This window comes from Pantoea sp. Pa-EAmG (assembly GCF_030024295.1).
Lineage (GTDB): Bacteria > Pseudomonadota > Gammaproteobacteria > Enterobacterales > Enterobacteriaceae > Pantoea > Pantoea dispersa.
This window is the reverse complement of record NZ_JASEWO010000020.1, coordinates 1-20,327: the sequence shown is the minus strand read 5'-3', so window position 1 is coordinate 20,327 and position 20,327 is coordinate 1. Positions and strand designations below refer to the sequence as shown.

The 20,327-nt window shown below is 60.2% G+C and carries 19 protein-coding genes and 1 riboswitch; of the genes, 14 read left to right on the top strand and 5 right to left on the bottom strand.

Features of this window, described 5'->3' with window-relative positions:
• Window positions 1-66: 66 nt before the first annotated feature.
• Window positions 67-495 carry a helix-turn-helix domain-containing protein gene (locus QMM04_RS04925; RefSeq protein ID WP_058770471.1) on the bottom strand — a complete coding sequence of 143 codons (429 nt, stop codon included), beginning with the start codon at window positions 493-495 and terminating at the stop codon, window positions 67-69.
• 108 nt (window positions 496-603) lie between these two features.
• Between QMM04_RS04925 and QMM04_RS04920 the strand changes: the two genes are divergently transcribed.
• The 3 genes from QMM04_RS04920 to QMM04_RS04910 all read left to right on the top strand — a co-directional run bounded on the left by QMM04_RS04920 (window position 604) and on the right by QMM04_RS04910 (window position 4,921).
• A complete protein-coding gene (locus QMM04_RS04920) occupies window positions 604-1,653 on the top strand; it encodes an NAD(P)-dependent alcohol dehydrogenase (protein ID WP_104187720.1) in 1,050 nt (349 codons plus the stop codon).
• Window positions 1,654-1,834: 181 nt separating this feature from the next.
• Window positions 1,835-3,670, top strand: a complete 1,836-nt coding sequence (locus QMM04_RS04915; protein WP_282995743.1) for a methyl-accepting chemotaxis protein — start codon at window positions 1,835-1,837, stop codon at window positions 3,668-3,670.
• Between the two features lie 174 nt (window positions 3,671-3,844).
• Complete coding sequence (locus QMM04_RS04910) at window positions 3,845-4,921, top strand: diguanylate cyclase (RefSeq protein ID WP_021508737.1); 1,077 nt, start codon at window positions 3,845-3,847, stop codon at window positions 4,919-4,921.
• Here the strand turns inward: QMM04_RS04910 and QMM04_RS04905 are convergent, their stop codons facing one another.
• Window positions 4,922-5,383, bottom strand: coding sequence for an OsmC family protein (locus QMM04_RS04905; RefSeq protein ID WP_282995742.1), 462 nt, complete (start codon window positions 5,381-5,383; stop codon window positions 4,922-4,924).
• Between the two features lie 129 nt (window positions 5,384-5,512).
• Window positions 5,513-6,283, bottom strand: coding sequence for a GntR family transcriptional regulator (locus QMM04_RS04900; protein ID WP_021508734.1), 771 nt, complete (start codon window positions 6,281-6,283; stop codon window positions 5,513-5,515).
• A 79-nt stretch (window positions 6,284-6,362) separates the two neighbouring features.
• Between QMM04_RS04900 and QMM04_RS04895 the strand changes: the two genes are divergently transcribed.
• From QMM04_RS04895 to QMM04_RS04845, 11 genes are all read left to right on the top strand, one after another.
• On the top strand, window positions 6,363-7,643 hold the full coding sequence (locus QMM04_RS04895; RefSeq protein ID WP_152390861.1) for a M20/M25/M40 family metallo-hydrolase: 1,281 nt from the start codon (window positions 6,363-6,365) through the stop codon (window positions 7,641-7,643).
• Window positions 7,644-7,664: 21 nt separating this feature from the next.
• Entirely contained in the window at window positions 7,665-9,263 is a 1,599-nt protein-coding gene (locus QMM04_RS04890) for an ABC transporter substrate-binding protein (RefSeq protein WP_282995741.1), read from the top strand.
• A gap of 9 nt (window positions 9,264-9,272) precedes the next feature.
• The gene (locus QMM04_RS04885; protein WP_021508731.1) at window positions 9,273-10,220 is read left to right on the top strand and encodes an ABC transporter permease; all 948 of its coding nucleotides are present in this window, start codon (window positions 9,273-9,275) and stop codon (window positions 10,218-10,220) included.
• Entirely contained in the window at window positions 10,213-11,043 is an 831-nt protein-coding gene (locus QMM04_RS04880; protein ID WP_282995740.1) for an ABC transporter permease, read from the top strand. The genes QMM04_RS04885 and QMM04_RS04880 overlap by 8 nt, the downstream gene beginning before the upstream one ends.
• Entirely contained in the window at window positions 11,040-12,677 is a 1,638-nt protein-coding gene (locus QMM04_RS04875) for an ABC transporter ATP-binding protein (protein WP_282995739.1), read from the top strand. The genes QMM04_RS04880 and QMM04_RS04875 overlap by 4 nt, the downstream gene beginning before the upstream one ends.
• A 10-nt stretch (window positions 12,678-12,687) precedes the next feature.
• On the top strand, window positions 12,688-13,917 hold the full coding sequence (locus QMM04_RS04870; protein WP_104187731.1) for a M20/M25/M40 family metallo-hydrolase: 1,230 nt from the start codon (window positions 12,688-12,690) through the stop codon (window positions 13,915-13,917).
• Window positions 13,914-15,029 (top strand): Xaa-Pro peptidase family protein, encoded by a 1,116-nt coding sequence (locus tag QMM04_RS04865; protein ID WP_282995738.1) that lies wholly within the window; start codon window positions 13,914-13,916, stop codon window positions 15,027-15,029. The genes QMM04_RS04870 and QMM04_RS04865 overlap by 4 nt, the downstream gene beginning before the upstream one ends.
• 14 nt (window positions 15,030-15,043) lie before the next feature.
• Complete coding sequence (ddpX, locus tag QMM04_RS04860; protein WP_104187734.1) at window positions 15,044-15,634, top strand: D-alanyl-D-alanine dipeptidase; 591 nt, start codon at window positions 15,044-15,046, stop codon at window positions 15,632-15,634.
• Window positions 15,635-15,709: 75 nt separating this feature from the next.
• Window positions 15,710-15,839, top strand: a riboswitch (TPP riboswitch).
• A gap of 68 nt (window positions 15,840-15,907) precedes the next feature.
• Window positions 15,908-17,017, top strand: a complete 1,110-nt coding sequence (locus QMM04_RS04855) for a long-chain fatty acid--CoA ligase (RefSeq protein ID WP_282995737.1) — start codon at window positions 15,908-15,910, stop codon at window positions 17,015-17,017.
• Complete coding sequence (locus tag QMM04_RS04850) at window positions 17,014-18,462, top strand: acyl-CoA reductase (protein ID WP_282995736.1); 1,449 nt, start codon at window positions 17,014-17,016, stop codon at window positions 18,460-18,462. Before QMM04_RS04855 ends, QMM04_RS04850 begins: the two co-directional genes overlap by 4 nt.
• Window positions 18,463-18,481: 19 nt before the next feature.
• Window positions 18,482-19,255, top strand: a complete 774-nt coding sequence (locus QMM04_RS04845; protein WP_059011983.1) for an SDR family oxidoreductase — start codon at window positions 18,482-18,484, stop codon at window positions 19,253-19,255.
• 59 nt (window positions 19,256-19,314) lie between these two features.
• On the opposite strand, the gene QMM04_RS04840 is transcribed toward QMM04_RS04845, so the two are convergent.
• Together QMM04_RS04840 and QMM04_RS04835 are read right to left on the bottom strand one after the other, a co-directional pair.
• The gene (locus tag QMM04_RS04840; protein WP_058781368.1) at window positions 19,315-19,647 is read right to left on the bottom strand and encodes a four-helix bundle copper-binding protein; all 333 of its coding nucleotides are present in this window, start codon (window positions 19,645-19,647) and stop codon (window positions 19,315-19,317) included.
• 495 nt (window positions 19,648-20,142) lie between these two features.
• On the bottom strand, window positions 20,143-20,307 hold the full coding sequence (locus QMM04_RS04835; RefSeq protein WP_010615780.1) for a general stress protein: 165 nt from the start codon (window positions 20,305-20,307) through the stop codon (window positions 20,143-20,145).
• Window positions 20,308-20,327: the final 20 nt, after the last annotated feature.

The window sequence follows — 20,327 nt, the reverse complement described above, 5'->3', positions numbered from 1 at the left end:
GAACCGCGGCGCTATTTAATGTGTGATAAATCGCGCCGCGACGAACAGTATGCGACCCGCGCGTGGTTATTCACTGGCGGATGACGCTGCAGGGCGGGCGTTTTCCGCCGGCGTGCCGCCTGCTGCACGAAGGTTAGCTTCCATCTCATCCAGTGCCGCCTGGTTTTCTAATCCCCACTGATACATCTGCTCAATTGGCCGGGCGAAGGTCATCCCCAGCGCGGTCAGCCGGTAATCCACTTTCGGTGGAATCACTTCGTAGACCTGACGTGCAATTAAGCCGCGCTGCTCCAGCTCTTTCAGTGTCTGAAACAGCATTTTTTTCGAAATCCCCTGCAGGCTACGCTGCAGTTCACCGGTACGGGCGCGCTGTCCCGGCCAGTGATACAACGCGTGCAGCACCATCGTGCTCCATTTCACCGAAAATAGATCCATCAGACGGCGCGGTGGCGAATCCGCATAGAAAACCAGTTTGCCATCAACCCAGGCTGGCATCGCACTCTCCTTTATGGTCACCAAATGGTGACTACTATCAATTCTGCACCGCGTTGATTATAGTTTGCCGCCTTCATTCAGCCCACATCAGAATTTGAGGAAGGCATCATGAAAATTAACGCACTGGTGGCACAGGATGCAGCGCAACCGCTCGCTGCCGGCCAGATTACTTTGCGTCCGCTGCAGCAGCAGGACGTAAAAATTGAAATTCTTTACTGCGGCGTATGCCATTCCGATTTGCACATGGCACGCAATGAGTGGGCGGTCAGTCGTTATCCGCTGGTGCCGGGCCACGAGATCGTTGGACGCGTGCTGGAGACCGGAACTCAGGTTACGCGCTTCAAAGCCGGTGATGTGGTCGGTGTGGGCGTGATGGTGGATTCCTGCCGTGCCTGCCACTTCTGCCAGCAGCAGGAAGAGCAGTACTGCGAAGCGGGCTTCACCGCCACTTACAACGGCATCGATAAATACACCGGCGGCAGCACCTGGGGCGGCTACGCGCAGAATGTGGTGGTCGATCAGCATTTTGTCGTGTCGATCCCGCAAAATCTGGCGCTGGCGGGCGTGGCACCGCTGCTGTGTGCGGGCGTGACGGTGTGGTCACCGCTGCGCCATTTTGGCGTCAAAGCCGGCGATAACGTCGGGGTAGTGGGGCTGGGTGGTTTGGGCCACATGGCGGTAAAACTGGCCAGCGCGCTGGGCGCTGAGGTTACCCTGTTTACTACCTCGCCGGAAAAAGGTGCTGACGCACGTCGTCTTGGTGCGACGCGCGTGGTGGTGTCGCGTGATGCCGCGCAGATGGCGGCATGCCAGACCTCGCTTGATTTCATCATTGACTGCGTGGCGGCACCGCACGATCTCGATCCTTACCTCGCGACGCTGAAGACCAATGGCCGTCTGGTGCTGGTCGGCATTCCTGACCAACCGCATCAGTCGCCGAACGTCACGCCGCTGGTGTTTCGCCGCCTGAGCATCAGCGGTTCATCCATCGGTAGCATCAAAGAGACCCAGGAGATGCTGGATTTCTGCGGCGAGCATAACATCACGGCAGATATTGAGCTGATCGCGGGTGAAGAGATCGAAACCGCCTTCGCCCGCATGCTAAAAGGCGAAGTAAAGTACCGTTTCGTCATTGATATGCTGGCGACTCGCTGGTAATGGCGTAGCAGCGGCCGGCGATTTCAGGCTGAAATCGCCGGATTTTCTTTGAACAGGCGACTCTGGCAGTAGCGATTTTATGACACAGCACATTTTCGCCACTCAACAGTAAACAATTCCCGTTACGGTCCGATAACTCCTTCTGCAGACTCAACAAAAACAACAATGACAGGAGCGAGACATGGGACTGGTCTCCCGATTACGCGATGTGCGCATTACACGTAAATTAGCGGCAGGTTTTGGCATCGTATTACTGTTAGTGGCGCTGGCCACCGCGCTGAGCGTGCAGCGGTTCAATCAGATCCATGACATCTACCAGAAAACCAATCTGATTTATGACATCAATATTGACGTTTTTCAGGCCAAAATTAATCGCCTGAAATACCTCTACGGCGACGATAAAGCGGGCGGCACCATGACGGATTACGTCACGCATGCTCAACAGCTGACGCAGCAGGCCCAGCAATTGCCGTGGACGGCGGACGCCAGAGGGTTGCTCAACGATGTCGCCAGCCATCTTGCCGGTTTCCAGCACAGCATCACCGCCATGACCCAGACAACCCGACAGCTCAACGATCTGCGCAGCCAGCTGGATGCGCTGAGCCAGCAGGACATGACGTCGCGCTATACCGGGCTAATCCGGACACCCGTCAGCTCACCCGAAGTCACCAACCAGATTTATCAGCTGCTGTTTGCTATCAGTAATGTGCGCGAAGAGGCCTGGGCGCTGCGCTTTAATGTCAGCGAGGCACTGCGCAATAAACTGGAACATGATTTTCAGCGCGCCGGGCAGGACATGAACACGCTATTGACTCAGCTGCCAGCGGAGCAGCAGGGCGGATTTAACGCGCTATGGCAGGATACCGAACGTTTTAAAGATTTGAGCCTGCAGGCGGCAGCGATTTACGGCCAGCTGCGTGTCGCGGAAAACACCGTCAAAGTAGCAGGCGATAACAGCAGCGCGGCGATCAAACAGATCATCGCCCTGGTTAAGGCACGTAACGATGAACTGGCTAACGGGTCAGCGGCGCTCTCGCTGCTGATTGGCAGCCTGGCGATAGTGCTTGGCGTGCTGGTGGCCTGGACCATCATCCGGCAGATTACGCGCCCGGTGTTTCATAACCTCGCGCTAGCGGAACGCATTGCCAGCGGCGACCTCAGCTCGCAGTTTGTCACTAATCGCCAGGACGAGCTCGGCCAGCTCACCTCTGCCATGGGACGCATGAATGCGCGGCTGCGCGGCATGATTGGCGAGGTGCTGCACAGCGTCAGCAATGTGTCGCAGGCTGCCAGCACCATACACCAGGGTAACCTGGAGTTGTCGTCGCGCACCGCCCAGCAATCGGCTGCGGTGGTGGAAACCGCAGCCAGCATGGAGCAGCTGACCGCCACGGTGAAAAATAATGCCAGCAATGCGCGTCTCGCCAGCCAGATCGCGGCGGAAGCGACGCATAACGCCAGTCAGGGCGGTATCGCGGTGCACAACGTCGTCAGCACCATGGGCGAGATTTCTGATAGTTCTAAGAAAATTGCCGAGATTACTGCGGTGATCAACAGCATCGCCTTCCAGACCAATATCCTGGCGCTCAACGCGGCGGTTGAAGCCGCCCGCGCCGGCGAGCAGGGGCGAGGCTTTGCCGTGGTCGCCAGCGAAGTGCGTAATCTGGCACAGCGCAGTGCCGGAGCGGCGAAAGATATTGAACGACTGATTGGCGAATCGGTCGGGCGTATCAGCAACGGCCATCAGCAGGTAGCGCGCGCGGGTGAAACGATGGAGCAGATTGTCAGTAGCATCGCACGCGTGAATGAAATCATGGCGGAGATCGCGGCTGCTTCTGATGAGCAGAGCCGCGGCATTGAGCAAATCGCGCGCGCGGTAGGTGAGCTGGACGGTACCACCCAGCAAAATGCGTCGCTGGTCAGCGCGTCATCCCATTCCGCACAGGCGCTGGAAGAGCAGGCATTCATGCTGCAGCGGCTGGTCAGCCAGTTTCGTTTGCAGGGAGCTGCAAGCTAACAACACGCGCAGCGGCAGCGAACTTTACCCGCTGGCCGCTGTTACTATCTGGCGGCAAAGCACGTGTATTTACGTGCCCGCCAATGTGCAAGGCGAAAATTCTTAAAAAAAGTCGCCGCAGAGCGGCTTTTTCCCGATACACTGCCATTTTTGTCGACCTGAATTTTCCCGTGAATGAATTACTACTCGCCTGATGAAAACCATTTGAAGCGCCGGTCAAAACGCTTCGTCCGTCGTATGTTCATCATGCGTCAGCTCGGCACGATCCTCTGTTTCTTTCCGATTCTCTCAGTGTTACTCGAAATGCAGCGCGGACTGGCATTCAGCGCGCTGCTGTTTGTGAACGCCTTTTTCTGGCCCTGGCTGGCGTATCAGCGTGCGCTTCGTGCCGAAGACTCAACCGGTACCGAACGCCAGAATCTGACGCTGGATGCCGCCTTTGGCGGAATCTGGGTGGCGCTGATGGCGTTAAGCCCGATGCCCTCTTTTGTCATCATGGCGGTGTTGGCATCGGATCGCTATGCCGCTGGCGGCGGCGCGCAGCTGATTGCCGCCATACAGGCATTTTTGTGCGGGTTTATTATGGTGTGGCTGCTGGATGGCACCAGCGTACATCTGGCGTTCAGCACGCAAACCGTCTGGCTGACGCTGCCGCTGGCCACCTGTTATATGCTGGTACTCAGCGTGGCTTCCTACAATCTCACCTGGCATTTACGCACCCGCAACCGTGAACTGGAGCGCATCGCGCTGATGGATCCCGGCCTGAAAATCCCTAACCGGCGCCTGTTTGAGCGGCGGCTGGAGAGTGAGTTTCTCAGCACGCGGCGCGGCGATAGCAGCGGCTATCTGCTGTTGCTGGATGTCGATCACTTCAAAGTGGTCAATGATAGCTGGGGTCATGAGGCGGGCGATTTTCTGCTGGCCGAGATCTCGGCGCTGCTGCGCAACTATGTCGGGCTGCAGGACATTCCGGCGCGCTTTGGCGGCGATGAGCTGGGTGTCATCGTGCATCAGGCCAGTGATGAATCGGTGGTGGAACTGGCCGAAAGGCTAAAAGAGAAGATTGCCCAGCTGCGCTTACCGGCCTCGGCAGAGTTCCGCTGCTCGGTCAGTATCGGTATTGCGCCTGCGGTCAGCGCCGAATCGTTAAGCGACTGGCTGCGCCATGCGGATGAAGCGCTGTATGAAGTGAAGCGCGCCGGGCGCAACGGCGTGCGGCTGTGGCAAACGCCGCTGGCCCGCGCATCATAATCAGAAAAATTCAGGTTCGCAGTTTACTGAAAAATTCAGCGAGTTGGCGATGAAGCAGGCTTCATGTGCCTGATGATGCAATGCCCGCGCGCGATCGACATCCGCTGGGTCGCGCAGTTTGATGCGCGGCTTCAGCGTGATATCGGTGAAGCGGCCACGCGCCCCCTCAACCATGTTCCCTTCGGCAGCATCTTCATACTCCTCCACCACAATGCCGGCATCGGCGCACAGGTGTAAATACCACAGCTTATGGCAGGCCGCCGCAGACGCCAGCAGCAATTCCTCAGGATTCCAGCGCGTTTTATCCCCACGAAATGCCGGATCGGCACTCAGCAAGATGGGCGGTTTACCGGGTGCCTGTAATTCGCTGTCACGATCGTAAGCGGTATAAGAAGCTGTGCCATCGCCGCGATTGCCGCTCCAGCGAAGGTGAATCTGGTAATGGTGCTGCCGTGCTGCCATGGGAAATGTCCTGTTCAGTGAGATCACCTTAGCGGTTGTTATTCACAACGTTCGCTACGTTTTGGTGCAAATTAATCAGGTGCGCGTCGATGCGCATCTGAAACACCTTACAGTAAAACATCTACGTAATCAGCGTATCTCATTGACATACATAAAGTGTTCAGTGCTGAAACGGTGATGCGCAAGAATCACCGGCGTGGCGCTTTGATCAAATGAGACCTCATCGATCACCATCACCGCATGCGGCAGAGCAAGTTCCAGCAGGCTGGCATCTTCTTCCGTGGCGAGCGTGGCGCTGATCTGCTCGCGTACCGCCGCAACACGCACATCGTACTGCTCAAACAGGTAACGATACAGCAACTGCGGTAGCTGTTCCGCCGGTGGAAAGTCGGGCAGACGCGCGGCGGGCAGCACCAGCGTTTCATGCATGGCCGCAATGCCCTTCACCCGGCGCAGGCGTTTCAGGCGAATCACTGCGTCACCCGCTGCGATCTGCAGCTTATCGGCCTCGTCGGCGCTGGCGCGGCTGTGCTGATACTCCAGCAGTCGCGTTTCCGACTGCAGCAAACCGCCCGATTTGTCATGCAGACGAAAATAGTGAAAGAAATGGCTGAGGTTATGCAGCGGCGCCCAGCCGGTCACCACCGTGCCGGTTTTGCGCCGGCGCATCAGCATCCCTTCCGTCGTAAGCGCCGCCAGCGCTTTGCGCACCGTACCGACCGAGACACCGAACTTCGCCGCCAGACTGTTTTCACTGGGCAAAATGGTGCCTGCTGGCAGTTCGCCCTGCAGGATGGATTCACTGATATGGCGCTTCACTACTTCGTACAGCGGAGCGCCTTCGCCTTCGTTCAGGCGACTGAATTGAGGAACGTCGTGCGCGTCATAGTTTTTTTGCATGTTTCCGATTACCGATTGACCCCAGCTGTTCATTTGCATTATCTATAAACTATATAGAAATACAATAAGTGAACAGTTTATGCAGGAAAATTCATCACTACAGCGCGCTCTGACCCATATCGCCGACGATCAGGCGCAGATTCTTGATGATCTGCAACGCATGCTGGCGGTAGATACCTGCTTCCCGCCCGGACTGGGTTACGCAGCATTCGCCGACCTGCTGAGCACGATGCTGCAGCCGCTGCATTTTAACCTGCAGCGCGTTTCGGTGCCCGACGCGCTTTGGCAGACGCCGGACGGCAGCGCGCAGGGCGAGCGGGTGAATCTGCTGGCCGCGCTGGATGCCGGCGCGGCTGAAAACTGCAATCTCTACTTTCACACCGATACGGTTCCGGCCGGTGATGGCTGGCGCTTTCCGCCGCTGGCGCTCAGCGTGGCGGAAAACAAGCTGTTTGGACGCGGCGCCGCGGATATGAAAGGCACCATCGTGGCCGCGCTGGCTGCGGTACGGGCCGCGCAGCGCTATCAGCTCAGCCTGCGCTATAACCCGGTGTTTTTACTCTGTACCGATGAAGAGGGCGGCCTTTATCCCGGTATTCGTTATCTGGCGGAGCAGCAGTTATTCCATGGTCACCTGCTCAGCTTCAACGGCGGCGCGGTGCCGCGCATCTGGGCCGGCTGCTTTGGCAGTATCGATATCAAAATTATCGTCAGCGGCCGCTCGGCGCACTCCGGCGATCCGCTGCAGGGTATTAACGCCATTGAGGCTGCGCTTCCGCTGATGAATGCGCTGTATCAGCTGAAAGGCGAAGTGGAACAGCGGGTTTCGGCAATGCCCGCGCCGCCGCACTATCAGGGCCAGCCGCTCACCGCTTTACTTACGCTGGCCGCCGCGCACGGCGGCAGTAAAGGCTCCACCATTCCGGAACGCTTCGAGCTGCTGGTTAATCGCCGTTATGCACCGGAAGAGCCGTTTGCCGACGTGTGGCAGGAGCTGACGCAGTGCGTGGATAAGGCGATGCAGGGCAGCGCCGCCAGCGACGTCACGCTGCAACTGATTGGCCATCTGGCGCCAGTCGCCGATCCCACCGGTCCGCACTGGCCGCGCTGGCAGGCGGCGCTCAGCCAGGGCTTCGGCTTCCCGCCAGCAGAATTCAAAGCCTGGGGATCCGCCACCAGCTCGGATATGGGCTGGGTACAGCAGGCCGGCATTCAGGAAATTCTGCTGGGCGGACTTGCCCGTCCCGATAACCGCATTCATGCCGCCGATGAATACACCACGATGGCAGATGTTATTGCACTTTCGCAGTCGATTCTGGCGTATCTCGCCAATGATTTTCAGCCAACCCAGGGTAATTAATAAACCAACGAGGAACAGAAGATGTGCGCCATGAAAGGGTTAAACCGCAGACAGTTTATCGCCAGTTCAACCGCCCTGACCGGAGCGGCGCTGCTGCCCTGGTCATTCAGTGCCTCGGCTGCCGCCGTTGCCAGCGCGACCCCCGGCGGCACGCCGCGTAAAGGTGGCGTATTGCGCATCAGCGTTGACCAGGCGGTCAGCGTGCTCAATCCCCATCAGGTGCGGGTTAATCCGGAATATCTGGTGGCAGAGTTGCTGTACAGCGGCTTAACCCGCCTGACACAGGCGATGAAAGCGGAAGCCGATCTGGCGCAGTCCTGGCAGCCGAACGACGACTTAACCCAGTGGACCTTCACGCTGCGGCCCGATCTGCGCTTCAGCGACGGTTCACCGCTCACCGCAGCGGATGTGGTCGCCAGTCTGCAGGCGCTGCTGGACCCGAAAAACGCCTCACCGGCGCTGCACAACATCGGCCCGATTAAAATGGTAAGCGCCAAAGACAACAACACCATCCTGATTGAGACCGAGGCGCCTTATGCCGATCTGCCGGTGATGCTGGCCTATCCGGATGCCAAAATCATCCCGGCACACATCGCGCAGGGGCAATACGACAAGCTGAGCAGCGCCTCGCTGGGGGCCGGGCCGTTTCAGCTGGTGTCTTACGATCCGGAACGCAAAATCGTGGTGAAACGTAACCCGCACTATTACGACGCCACGCGGCCATATCTGGATGGCGTGGAAGTAGTGGTGTATCCCGACGCTATCGCTGAAAGCTCCGCGCTGATTGCCGGCGATACCGATCTGATGCTGAGTGCGCAGTCGAGCGAGTTTGCCCGCTTAGCCAAATCGGCGGGCGTGCTGCCGCTGCGCGTGGCGTCCGGCCAGTTTCTTAACGTCAACATGGGCTGCGATCAAAAGCCGTTTAGTGATGTGCGCGTCCGCCAGGCGCTGGCGTTATGCGTGGACCGCCAGGCATCGGTGGATTTTGTCGCAGACGGTCTGGGATCGCCGGGTAACGACACGCCGATCAACGCCGCTTATCCGTATTACGCGCAACTGACGCAAAAAGCGCTGGACTACAGCAAAGCCAAAGCGCTGCTGGCGGAGGCTGGTTATCCCAATGGGCTGGATTTAACGCTTATCGCCTCAGACAAGCCATCAACCCGCACCCAGCTGGGAATTGCCCTGCGGGAGATGGCGAAACCGGGCGGTTTCCGCATCAATGTGCAGACCATGGCACACAGCACCTATCTCGACCAGGTGTGGAAGAAGGGCAATTTCTACGTCGGCTTTTACAACATGCAGCCGACGCCAGATGCGGTGTTTTCTCTGCTCTATACCTCAACGGCGGCGTGGAACGAAACGCGCTGGAACAATGCGGCTTTCGACGGTGCGGTGATGGCGGCGCGTGAAACCAATGACGAAACGCTGCGCAGCCAGCTGTACGGCAAAGCCCAGCAGCTGATGCACGACGAGGTGCCCTCGTTAATCCCGACCTTCTTTGATTTGCTGGCTGCCAGTCGTGAGCACGTAGCGGGCTATCATCTGCATCCGCGCGGTGCGGTGTTCCGCCTCGATCATGTCTGGCTGACCGCTAACGCGCCAAAGCGCAGCCTGTAAGGAGCGACCGTGACAGCAAGTTACCTGCTTAAACGCCTGCTGCTGATGATTTACACGCTGCTGGTGGTGTCGCTGCTGGTGTTCGGCATCACTCAGCTGCTGCCCGCCGATGCCGCGGTTACGCTGCTGGGACAAAACGCCACGCCGGAAGCGCTGGCGGCGGTGCGGGCGCGGCTTGGGCTGGATGCGCCCGCCTGGCTGCAATACTGGCACTGGCTGACACAGGCGCTGCAGGGCAACTTTGGCGTGTCGATGCGCAATGGCCTGGCCGTCGGGCCAACGCTGCTGACGGCGCTGTCGCGCTCGCTGCTGCTGGCGCTGTGCGCCCTGTTACTGATGCTGGTGATCGCCATTCCGCTCGGCATCTGGGCGGCCGTGCGGCGCGGTAAGACCGCCGATGTGCTGGTCAGCGTGATCTCGTACATGGGCATCTCGTTTCCGGAATTCGTCACCGCCACGCTGGTGCTGCTGCTGTTTGCCGATGTCTGGCAGATTCTGCCCGCCACCGGCTACGTGCCGCTCAGCGAAAATTTTATCAGCGGTATTCAGCACCTGATTCTGCCGTCGATCACCGTTGCGCTGATTCTGGTGGCACACGTTTCGCGCATGGTGCGCTCAGAAATGGTTGACGTGCTGCACACCGACTACGTTCGCGCCGCGTGGCTGAAAGGCCTGTCGCGCCGGCGCATCCTGTGGCGCCATGCGCTGCGCAATGGCCTGTTGCCCACCATCACCATTGTGGCGCTCGACGTCGGCTATCTGCTGGGCGGGATTGTGGTGGTGGAGGAGATTTTTGCCATTCCCGGTATTGGCCGGGAGCTGATTGTCGCGGTACAGGCGCGCGATTTGCCCACCATTCAGGCCGGCGTGATGATCCTCGCGGCAACCTATGCCGTGGTGAATTTCCTCGCGGATTTAGCCTACGTCATGCTCGATAAGCGGATTTCCTATGCCTGAAATACTGAAACGATTACTGCGCTCGCCGCAGGGTGCGGCGGGTGTGCTGATTCTGCTGCTGGCGCTGCTGATGGTAGCGGGCGGCGCGCACGTGGCACCGTTTGATCCGGAGTCGATTTCGATTCTGACGCGTTATCGCCCGCCCGGCGCGGAACACTGGTTCGGCACCGATCAGCTGGGGCGCGACATTTTCAGCCGGGTGCTGGTCGGCGCGCGATCCACCATTTTGCTATCGCTGCTGGCCACCGCGCTGGCAATGGTTATTGGCTCGGTGCTGGGCACCGCCAGCGCCTATCTGGGCGGCAAAGTGGATGAATTCCTGATGCGCACCATGGATGCGGTGATGGCGATTCCCAGCCTGCTGTTTGCGCTGCTGATTGTCAGCACCCTGGGGCAGAGCAGCATGAACGCCGTGCTGGCCATCACCATCGCCTTCGTGCCGGGCATGGTGCGCATTGCGCGCAGCGTGGCGCTGGCGGCGCGTCAGCAGGACTACATCAGCGCCGCCATCGCGCGCGGCGAAGCGGGTTACTACATCATTCTGCGCGAAATGCTGCCGAACATTCTCGCGCCGATCATCGTGGAAGCCACCATTCGCGTGGCATTCGCCATCATGCTGTTTGCTACGCTGAGCTTTCTCGGCCTCGGCGCGCAGCCGCCCGAGCCAGAGTGGGGGCTGATGGTGTCCGAAGCGCGCAGCTATTTCTTTAAAGCACCGTGGATGATGATGATCCCCGGTCTGGCTATCGCGCTGGTGGCGATTGGCTTCAACCTGCTGGGCGATGGCCTGCGTGATGTGTTAAATCCAGGGAGCCACAAATGAAGAGTCCGCACAACCCGGTGCTGTCGGTGGACAATTACAGCCTCGATTATGCGTTAGCGCGCGGCCATTCGCTGCCGGTACTACGCGATATCACCCTGCAGGTGATGCCGGGCGAAGTGCTGGGGCTGGTAGGGGAATCCGGCTCCGGCAAGACCACCCTCGGCTGGGCGATCATGCGCTGGCTGGCCAGTAACGCACGCGAGCAGGCGGGTGATATCCGGCTGAACGGCGAAAGCCTGCTGCAGTTGCCAGCGCACCAACTGATGGCGCTGCGCGGTAAAAAGCTTGGCATGATTTTTCAGGATCCCAGCGCGTCGCTGAACCCGACGCTGACGCTGGGTGAACAGGTCACCGAAGTGCTGCGCCGTCATCGTGGGCTGTCAGCGCGCGAAGCGCAGCAGCTGGGGGAATCGCTGCTGCGCGATGTCGAGCTGAAGCACCCGGCACGCATGATGCAGCGCTATCCGCATCAGGTTTCCGGCGGTGAGAAGCAGCGCATCCTGATCGCTACCGCTTTCGCCTGCCAGCCGGACTGCCTGATTTTCGACGAGCCGACCACGGCGCTGGACGTCATCAGCTCGGCGCAAATCCTCGATCTTTACGAGCGACTGCGCGCCGAGACCGGCGTCGCATCGCTGTATATCTCACACGATCTGGCGCTGGTGGCGAAAGTGGCCGACCGCGTGTGCGTGCTGGAGCAGGGCCGCATCGTCGAGCAGGCCGCGACGCGCACGCTGTTCAGCGCACCCGCACATGCGTATACGCGCAAACTGATTGCCGCGGTGCCGGATCCGCAGCATCGGCTGGTCGCGGATACGGCCGGCAGTCAGCCGCTGCTCAGCCTGCAGGCGCTGACGATCGATTATGGCCAGCACGGCGTGCTCGATCGGCTGCTGAAACGGGAGGCGAACACGACGCGGGCCGCCAATGCGGTTTCGCTGACGGTGCATCAGGGCGAAATTCTCGGCGTGGTCGGCGAGTCCGGTTCGGGTAAATCTTCACTCGGTAAGGCGATAACCGGCCTGGTGCCGTTCACTGGCAGTCTCGATTTCTGCGGCGCAACGTTATATGGCCGCGCGCAGATGGACCCGGCGTATCGCCGCCGTGTGCAAATGATTTTTCAGCATCCGGACGCGTCACTCAACCCGCGCATGACCGTCGGCGAAATCATCGCGCGTCCGCTGCGGCTGTATGGACTGCCACCAGGAGAAAGCGAGGCGCAGGCGGTGGCGCGTCTGCTGCAGGAAGTGCGGCTGCCCGCGGAATTTGCCAGCCGCTATCCGCACGCGCTCTCGGGTGGGCAAAAACAGCGCGTAGCGATTGCGCGCGCCTTCGCTAACCCGCCGGACCTGGTGATTTGCGATGAAATCACGGCGGCGCTGGATGTGTCGGTGCAGGCCACCATCATCGAGCTGCTGCTGGAGCTGCGCCGTCGCTACGGCACGGCGTATCTGTTCATCACCCACGATCTCAATCTCATCCGCCAGATCGCGCATCGCGTGGCGGTGATGTATCGCGGCGATGTGGTGGAAGTGCTGCCCGGCGAGAATATGCGGGCGCAGGCACAGCATCCTTACACCCGTGCACTGCTTGATGCCGTGCACATCCCTGATCTGACCCAATCCGTGGCATAACGAGAAGCGCATGAACCCTGAAGAGTTAATTCATCACATCGATCGTGAATACTGCCTCGCTTTCCTGGCAAAAATGGTGCAGCACAAAAGTTACAGTGCCACCGAGGGCGAACGCGAATTAGCCCGCTATATGGCGGAACAGATGGCGCAGCTGGGGCTGGAGACGGAACTGCAGCCGGTGGCCGGCGATCGGCTGAACGCCATTGGGCGGCTGGCCGGCAGCGGAGGCGGCCACAGCCTGCTGTTCAACGGTCATCTTGATACTAACCCGGTCACCGAAGGCTGGACCGTCGATCCCTGGGCGGGAAAAATCGACGAGCAGTTTATTTACGGCATCGGCGTTTCTAACATGAAAGCGGGCGATGCCGCCTATTTCTGCGCGCTGAAGACGTTGATTGATGCCGGCGTGAAGCTCAGGGGCGACGTGATCCTCACATACGTGGTCGGCGAGTTACAGGGCGGCATCGGTACGCTGGCGGCGATTGAGCAGGGCGTACGCGCCGACTATTTCATCAATGCCGAACCCACGGATTTACAGGCACTGACCATGCATGCCGGCTCGCTGATGTTCACCATTGAACTGACCGGCGATACGCGCCATCTGTCAAAGCGTGAGGAGGCGGTCGACGCGATTGCGGCGGCGGTCGAACTGATTCCGCAGATCAATAACATCACTTTCAGCGGAGCGAAAAGTGCAGAACACCGCAAAATTAACCGTGGCCATATTGGCACCGTACACGGTGCGCTGGGGCGTGATTTGCAGGAGTGGCGGCCGCCGCAGGTCGCGGATTTTGTCCGCCTGAAAGGCTCCGCTCGCTTTGCGCCAGGGCAAACGGTGGACGGCGTGCTGGCCGATCTGCAGTACCTGCTTGATGCACTGTGCCAGCGCTATCCGGGTCTGCAGGCGCAGCTGTTTGATGACGGCCTGCGCGATAAACCCACCATGCTGCCGTTTGAGGTGTCGCCGGAATCGCCAATCGTTAAAGCGGTCAATCGCGGCTGGCAGACCGTGCGCGGCACGCCGCAGCCCACCGGGGTGATCACGCCGCCCGCCTTCTACGGTACCGATGCGGCGCACCTGTATCAGCATGCGGGCATGGAGGGCATCGTGTGCGGGCCCGGCGGCAAGTACAACACCATGCCGGACGAGCGCGTCGAGATCAGTGAGTTTCTCGATATGGTGCGCATCTATTTGCTGGCCATCCTCGACATCTGCCAGCCGGTTGAACCGGCGTCATGATCGCCGACGCGCTGTCACGGCTGCGCAGCGCCATGCGCGCCGCCGACATTGAGGTGATGCTGATCGATCATGGCGAACTGCTGGCATGGTTAACCGGTTATACCGTGTCGGAAACGCGTTATCGTGCCTGTCTGGTGCCGTTGCAGGACGAACCGTGGATGGTGTTGCGCCAGCTGGATGCCGCGCCGTGCCGCGCGCAGTCACCGCAGCTGGCGATTGACGCGTACCGTGATGAAGACGATCCGTGGCTGGCGGTGGCGCAAAGCCTGACGCGGCGCGGCTATCAGCGGGCGCGGCTGGGCGCGGATTATGCATCCTACGGCATGACGGTGCATAGCTGGCAGCAGCTGGCGCGCCATCTGCCCGGGGTGCGCTGGTGTGAGGTCAGCGGTCTCAGCGACCGGTTGCGCAGCGTTAAATTTCAGGCTGAAATCGCCAGCTTACGCCAGGCCGCCGGCATTGCCGATGCCACGCTGGCTCAGCTGAGTGCGCAGGTGCAGGGCGGCTGGCGCGTGCGTGATGTCGCCGCGCTGGCGGCGGCACAATTTCTGCGGCTCGGTGCTGACAGCGGTGAAACCGGACCGATTGTTATCGCCAGCGGCGACAGCGGATTTTTGCATGCCAGCGGCCATGAACAGCATCTGCAACCGGGCGATGTAATGCACGTTGAGCTGATCCCTAAAGTGCGGCACTACAGCGCGCGCCTGATGCGTCCGCTGATTGTCGGTGAAATCTCTGCGGCGCGCGCGGCGCTGGCACAACAGCTGATCGCCATTCAGGATCGCCAGCTACGGGCGATGAAGCCGGGCGTAGCGGCCTGCACGGTGGATGCCGTCGCGCGTGAGGCGGTGCTCAGCGCCGGGCTGCGTGAGGATTACAGCAACATCACCGGTTATGCGCTGGGTCTGTATACGCGCACCCCGCGTCCAAGCGATTTCAGCTGCTGTTTTCATCCTCAGGCGCCGTGGTTACTGGAGGAAAACATGGTGTTTCACATGTATATTTCAGCGCAGGGCCTCGCCTTCAGTGAAACCGTGCGCGTCACGGCACAGGGCGCAGAGCGACTCACCACGCTGCCGCGCCAGCCGTTTACGCTGCCGGCTAACAATTAACAGGATGATGTACAGTGCAGGACGTTGAATTAATCGATTTGGCTGCCACCTTGCCGGGCCTGATGTTTGATCTGAAATACGCCACCGCCGATAACATCGCCGGGTATGCCATTTATCGCGACGCGCAGGCGCTGCTGCATCCGGATGCCGCCGCCGCGCTGCGCCGCAGCAGTGACATCGCCCGGCTGGCGGGGTTCCGCCTGCTGGTGCTGGACGCGTATCGTCCGCAGCAGGCGCAGTGGCACTTGTGGGATGCCTGTCCCGACGCGGATTATGTGGTGCCACCGGCGCGGGGCTCGAATCACAGCCGCGGCGTGGCGATCGATGTGACGCTGGTGGATGAGGCGGGCAACATTCTGGAAATGGGGACCGGGTTTGACGACATGTCTGCTGAGTCGCACCCGTTCCATCCCAACGTGCCGCAGCAGGCGCAGCGCCATCGCCTGTTACTGAACGCCATCATGCTCGGCGGCGGTTTTGTCGGCATGCCCACCGAATGGTGGCACTTTGAACTGCCGGATGCGCAAAACTACCCGCTGCTCAGCGATCGCTTTGCCTGCGTCAGCCGGGCTGATCGCGCTCCTGTGAGTGATATTGCGCGTTAATAATCGCGTTGCTGAAGCGAGGGGGTTCTGAGCCTTCCCGCCTTGACACGCCCTCCGTTCCGACCCCAGAATGCAGCTTGTTCCAAGGGGTGCCCTGTTAGAGGGCTGAGATTCTACCCGCGCGGCTGTCACGGCCGGCAACGTAGTGACCCTCTGAACCTGATCCGGCTAATACCGGCGTAGGGATGTGGAACCGGGGTCACTGCACGCCCTCATTCCCTCTTTGCGCCTTTCTGCGAATTCTGCGCATCACTCAGCCCCTGGCTGGCCGTTATGCCGCAGTCCAAAGAGGGCACCTTCATGACCGAAGCGTCAATCATTGCCGCGCTGCTGGCATTTATGCAGCGCCAGGAAACCACCGAAGCGGATTTCAACCAGCTGGCGCTGCAGCTGTTCGCGTGGCAATTCGAACACAATCTCCCTTACGCCCGTTTCTCCCGCCAGCGCGGCCGTACGCCGCTGACGGTCAAACAGTGGCGGCAGATTCCGGCGGTGCCGATTACGGCGTTTAAAGATCTGACGCTGAGCTGCCGTCCGGCGGCGGAGATTCCCCACATCTTTATGACCAGCGGCACCACGGGGACCGGCCGGGGGCGCAGCTATCACCCCACGCTGGCGGTTTACGATCGCTCGATGCTGATCAATTTCCGCCAGCGCTTTATGGCCGGATATCCGCGCCTGCCGATGGCGATCCTGTTTCCGCACAGCAGCGAGCTGCCCAACTCTTCGCTGGCCCACTATCTGACGCTGGCGATGCAAGAATGTGGCACGCCAGACAGCGAAGTGATGGTGGATGCGCAGGGGCTGAAACTGCCGCGTCTGATCGCCGCGCTGGAGCAGGCGCAGGCCAGCGGCCAACCCTATGCCCTGCTGGGTGCCAGCTACAGTTTTGTCCACCTGCTGGACGAACTGGCGCGTCAGCAGCGGCGTTTCAGGCTGCCGCCGGGCAGCCGCATCCTCGACACCGGGGGTTTTAAGGGCCAGTCGCGTGAAGTTGCGGCGGAAGCGTTTTATAGCGCGCTGCAGCAGACGCTCGGCGTGCCGCGTTCGCACTGCATCAATATGTACGGCATGACTGAACTCAGCACGCAGTTTTACGATGCCGGCAATGAAATCTGCCCGCCGGTGAAATCCGGACCGCACTGGATTCGCACGCGCGTGGTCAATCCGCTGACCGGTGCAGACGTGCCGGAAGGTGAGACAGGCGTAATGGTGCATCACGATCTCGCCCATTTCAATTCTGTTTCCGCCATTCTGACCGAAGATGCCGGCGTGATGGTGCCCGGCGGGTTTCAGCTGCTGGGCCGCGTCGCGGGCGCCGATGCCAAAGGCTGCTCGCTGGCGATGGAATCGTTTCTCGCTGCCGCGCAGGCGCGGGCATGAAAGTGTATGCCGGCCATCTGCCGGGCATCCGCCACAGCGAGGTGGCGTGGCACAGCCTGCACTTTGGCCAGCAAGGCAGCACGCTGGAAGTGTGCGTGCCGGTGCTGTCCGAGGCGCAGATTGCCACGCTGGCGGCCAGCGTACGCGATAACGCGCGCCGCTACCTGCACACCCTGAGCGTAGCGCGCATCACCGCGTTGATTGATGAAGCCATCGCGCACCTGCTTGACCGTTCGCACCCGTTGCGCCAGCAGGCGGAGCGGTTGCTGCCGCTGGTTACCGGCTATGACGCCGGGATGCTGCGGCTCGGTTTAACCGGCTATCTCAAAACCTTCCGTGAACCGCAGCTGCGGCGTTTTCTGGCGGAAGATTTCGGCAACGTGCAGATGCTGGACGATTTTCAGCCGCGGCCAAAAGGCGGCTTTGCCCGCGCGTTTGGTCCGCAGCTGTTGCTGCAGGTCTGGGCCGGCAATGTGCCGGGTTTGCCGCTGTGGAGCCTGATTGCCGGCCTGCTGGTGAAGGCGGGAAGCGTGGGCAAAGTGGCGAGCGCAGAGCCGCTGATGGCGGGCTGGTTCGCCCAGCTGCTGGCGGAGATCGATCCGCAGCTGGGCGACTGTCTGGCCGTCGTATGGTGGCAGGGGGGTGATGAACGCACTGAGCAGCAGTGGTTCCGCGAGGCAGATGTGGTGATGGCTTATGGCGGAGAGGCCGCGCTGACGGCGATGCAGCGGCGTCTGCCGCCAGCCACGCGCTTTCTGCCGCATGGCCACAAAATCAGTTTTGGCATGGTGGCGCTGTCGGCGCTGGACGTGCGGCGCGGTACGGCGCTGGCGCGTCAGGTGGCTTACGATGTGATGCGCTATGACCAGGCCGGCTGTTACTCGCCGCAGGCGCTGTTTATTGAGCGCGGCGGCCGGGTGTCGCCGCAGGAGTTTGCTGCTTACCTCGCTCATGAACTTGCCGCGCTGGCACAGCGCTATCCGCGCGCGACGCTGACGCTGGGTGAAAGTCAGGCTGTGGCCGCGTGGCGCAACGCGGAGGAAATGCGTGCGCTGAGCGGTGACCGCACGCTGTACGGTGATGAGCACGATGCCTGGGCGGTGGTGTACGTCGATAAGCCGGAGCCGTTACAACCGGGCGCGCTCGGACGCACGCTGAAGGTGATTGCCGTGGATACGCTGGAGGAGACGGTAAGCTGGGTAGCCGCGCAGCGCGCGTATCTGCAAAGCGTTGGCCTCGCGGCCGCGCCCGAGGTGCTGTTTCGGCTGGCGGCGCAGCTCGGTGCGGCGGGCGTCACGCGCATCACGGCGCTGGGTAACATGACTTCACCGGAGGCGGGCTGGCATCACGATGGCCGTTTTAGCCTGCTGGATCTGGTCACCCTGTGCGAAATCGAACAGGCGGCGGAAACCGCCGCTGAACACTATGCGCCCTATCTTGACTGAGCGGGCATGGAGAAACGCAATGAAATTCAGCAATCACACCGTGCTGGTGACCGGCGCCAGCCGCGGTATTGGCGCCGCCATTGCCCAGGCCTTTGCCGCCGAAGGCGCGTTTGTCGTGGTGAACTATTTACGTAATCACGACGCCGCTGCGCAGGTGGTGGCGGCCTGTGAAGCACAGGGCGGGGGTGCACTGGCGATTGCCGCCGATGTGACCTGTGCCGCACAGGTAGCCGATATGATGCAGCAGATCGACGCCGCCACCGGCCGACTGGATGTGGTGGTGAACAATGCCTTCGCACCTTATCGCTTCGATCCGGACCAGCGCCAGCGCTTCTGGGAAACGTCCTGGTCCGCTTACCAGACGCAGTTTGATGGCGCAGTGAACGCCTGCTACAACGTGTGTCAGGCGGCCTTGCCGCTGATGCGCCGCCGCGCGCGCGGCAGTATCATCAATCTGGTGAGTGATTTGATCGCCCGGCCAGCGGTGGCTTATCACGACTATATCACCGCAAAAACCGCGCTGACGGGCTTTAGCCGGACGCTGGCGGCCGAACTGGGGGCGCTGGGTATTCGGGTGAACTGCGTGGCGCCGGGACTGGTGTATCCCACCGATGCCAGTCAGCATACGCCAGAAGCGGTACGCCATGCGCTGACAGCGCAAACGCCGCTCGGACGACTGGCGCGCGCTGCGGATATCACCGGGCCGGTGCTGTTTCTGGCATCAGCGTGGAGCGAATTTGTCACCGGCCAGACGCTGTATGTCGATGGCGGGTTGGTGATGCAGGATCATTAAGCCAGGTCGCCAGTCACCGCACTGGCGACCTGCCACCGCCCTCCCGGTACCTCAATCCGTTATTCCGCCATGCCCACCGTCATGCAGCTATCTGCGCACTGCAGGCAGATTTCTGCACAGGTCTGACAGTGTGGATGCTGGTGCTTCTGGCACTCCCAACCGGCCAGCTGACAGGCCATCGACGTGATGGTACAGAGCTGCTCGCTCAGTTCACTCTGGGCAGCCAGCAGTTGGGCGGTTACGCGACACAGCGCCGCGCACTGCTGATTCAGGCTAATGCAGACGCTCATCTCACTGGCGTCAGCGTCCAGCAGACAGGCGGCTGCACATTGGTCGCAGGCGGTCGCGCAGCGATAGCACAGCGCAATACAGTCATTGAGGTCAGCGTTCATGCGTTTCCCTTAGCGTCAGGTTAATAGCGACGCAATAGTGAGCGTGAATGGAGAATTTAGCTAAAAGCGGGGTGATATCAAGCGGATAGCGGGTAATTAATCCATGTAAGGTGCATTGCGTATGCAATAATTCCTTAAATATTGCGGAGTTAGCCAATTGTAAGCTTGTGTATATATATCAGCCCGGGTAATTAACGCAGATTAAATAAAAGTGTACAACTCTGCGTGGCTTGTACAAATATAGGGTGCCTGAAGCTGATAGTTAGATAATCAATGATTTAATTTTGGGATAAATAAACTAAAAAGCGGTCGCTGATAAGCGAAGCGGTAAATAACGCAGGATCGCTGAAGATTTGATCGATTAATTGTTTTCGGATGGGAAAATTACTCTCCTGACAAGGTTAGACGTGCGTTTAAGCGAAGCGTAAACGCGATGTCAGGAGAGCACAGTGCAAAAAGTTATCGAGGTTAAATCAATACAAAGATGGGGAGTAGTTATTTACGACGACTGATCTTTCCTCCCTTCCTGCCGGCTTCAATGGCGCGCTGTGGGTCATTTTTGAAGTTACCACCACTGACCTGACCGCCTTTGCGGCCTGCTTCAGCCGCGCGCTCCTTATCGGCGGCGAAGTTGCCTGAACCCCCACGACGTTGCGTCACTTTTTCTTCCTCTTCAGGTT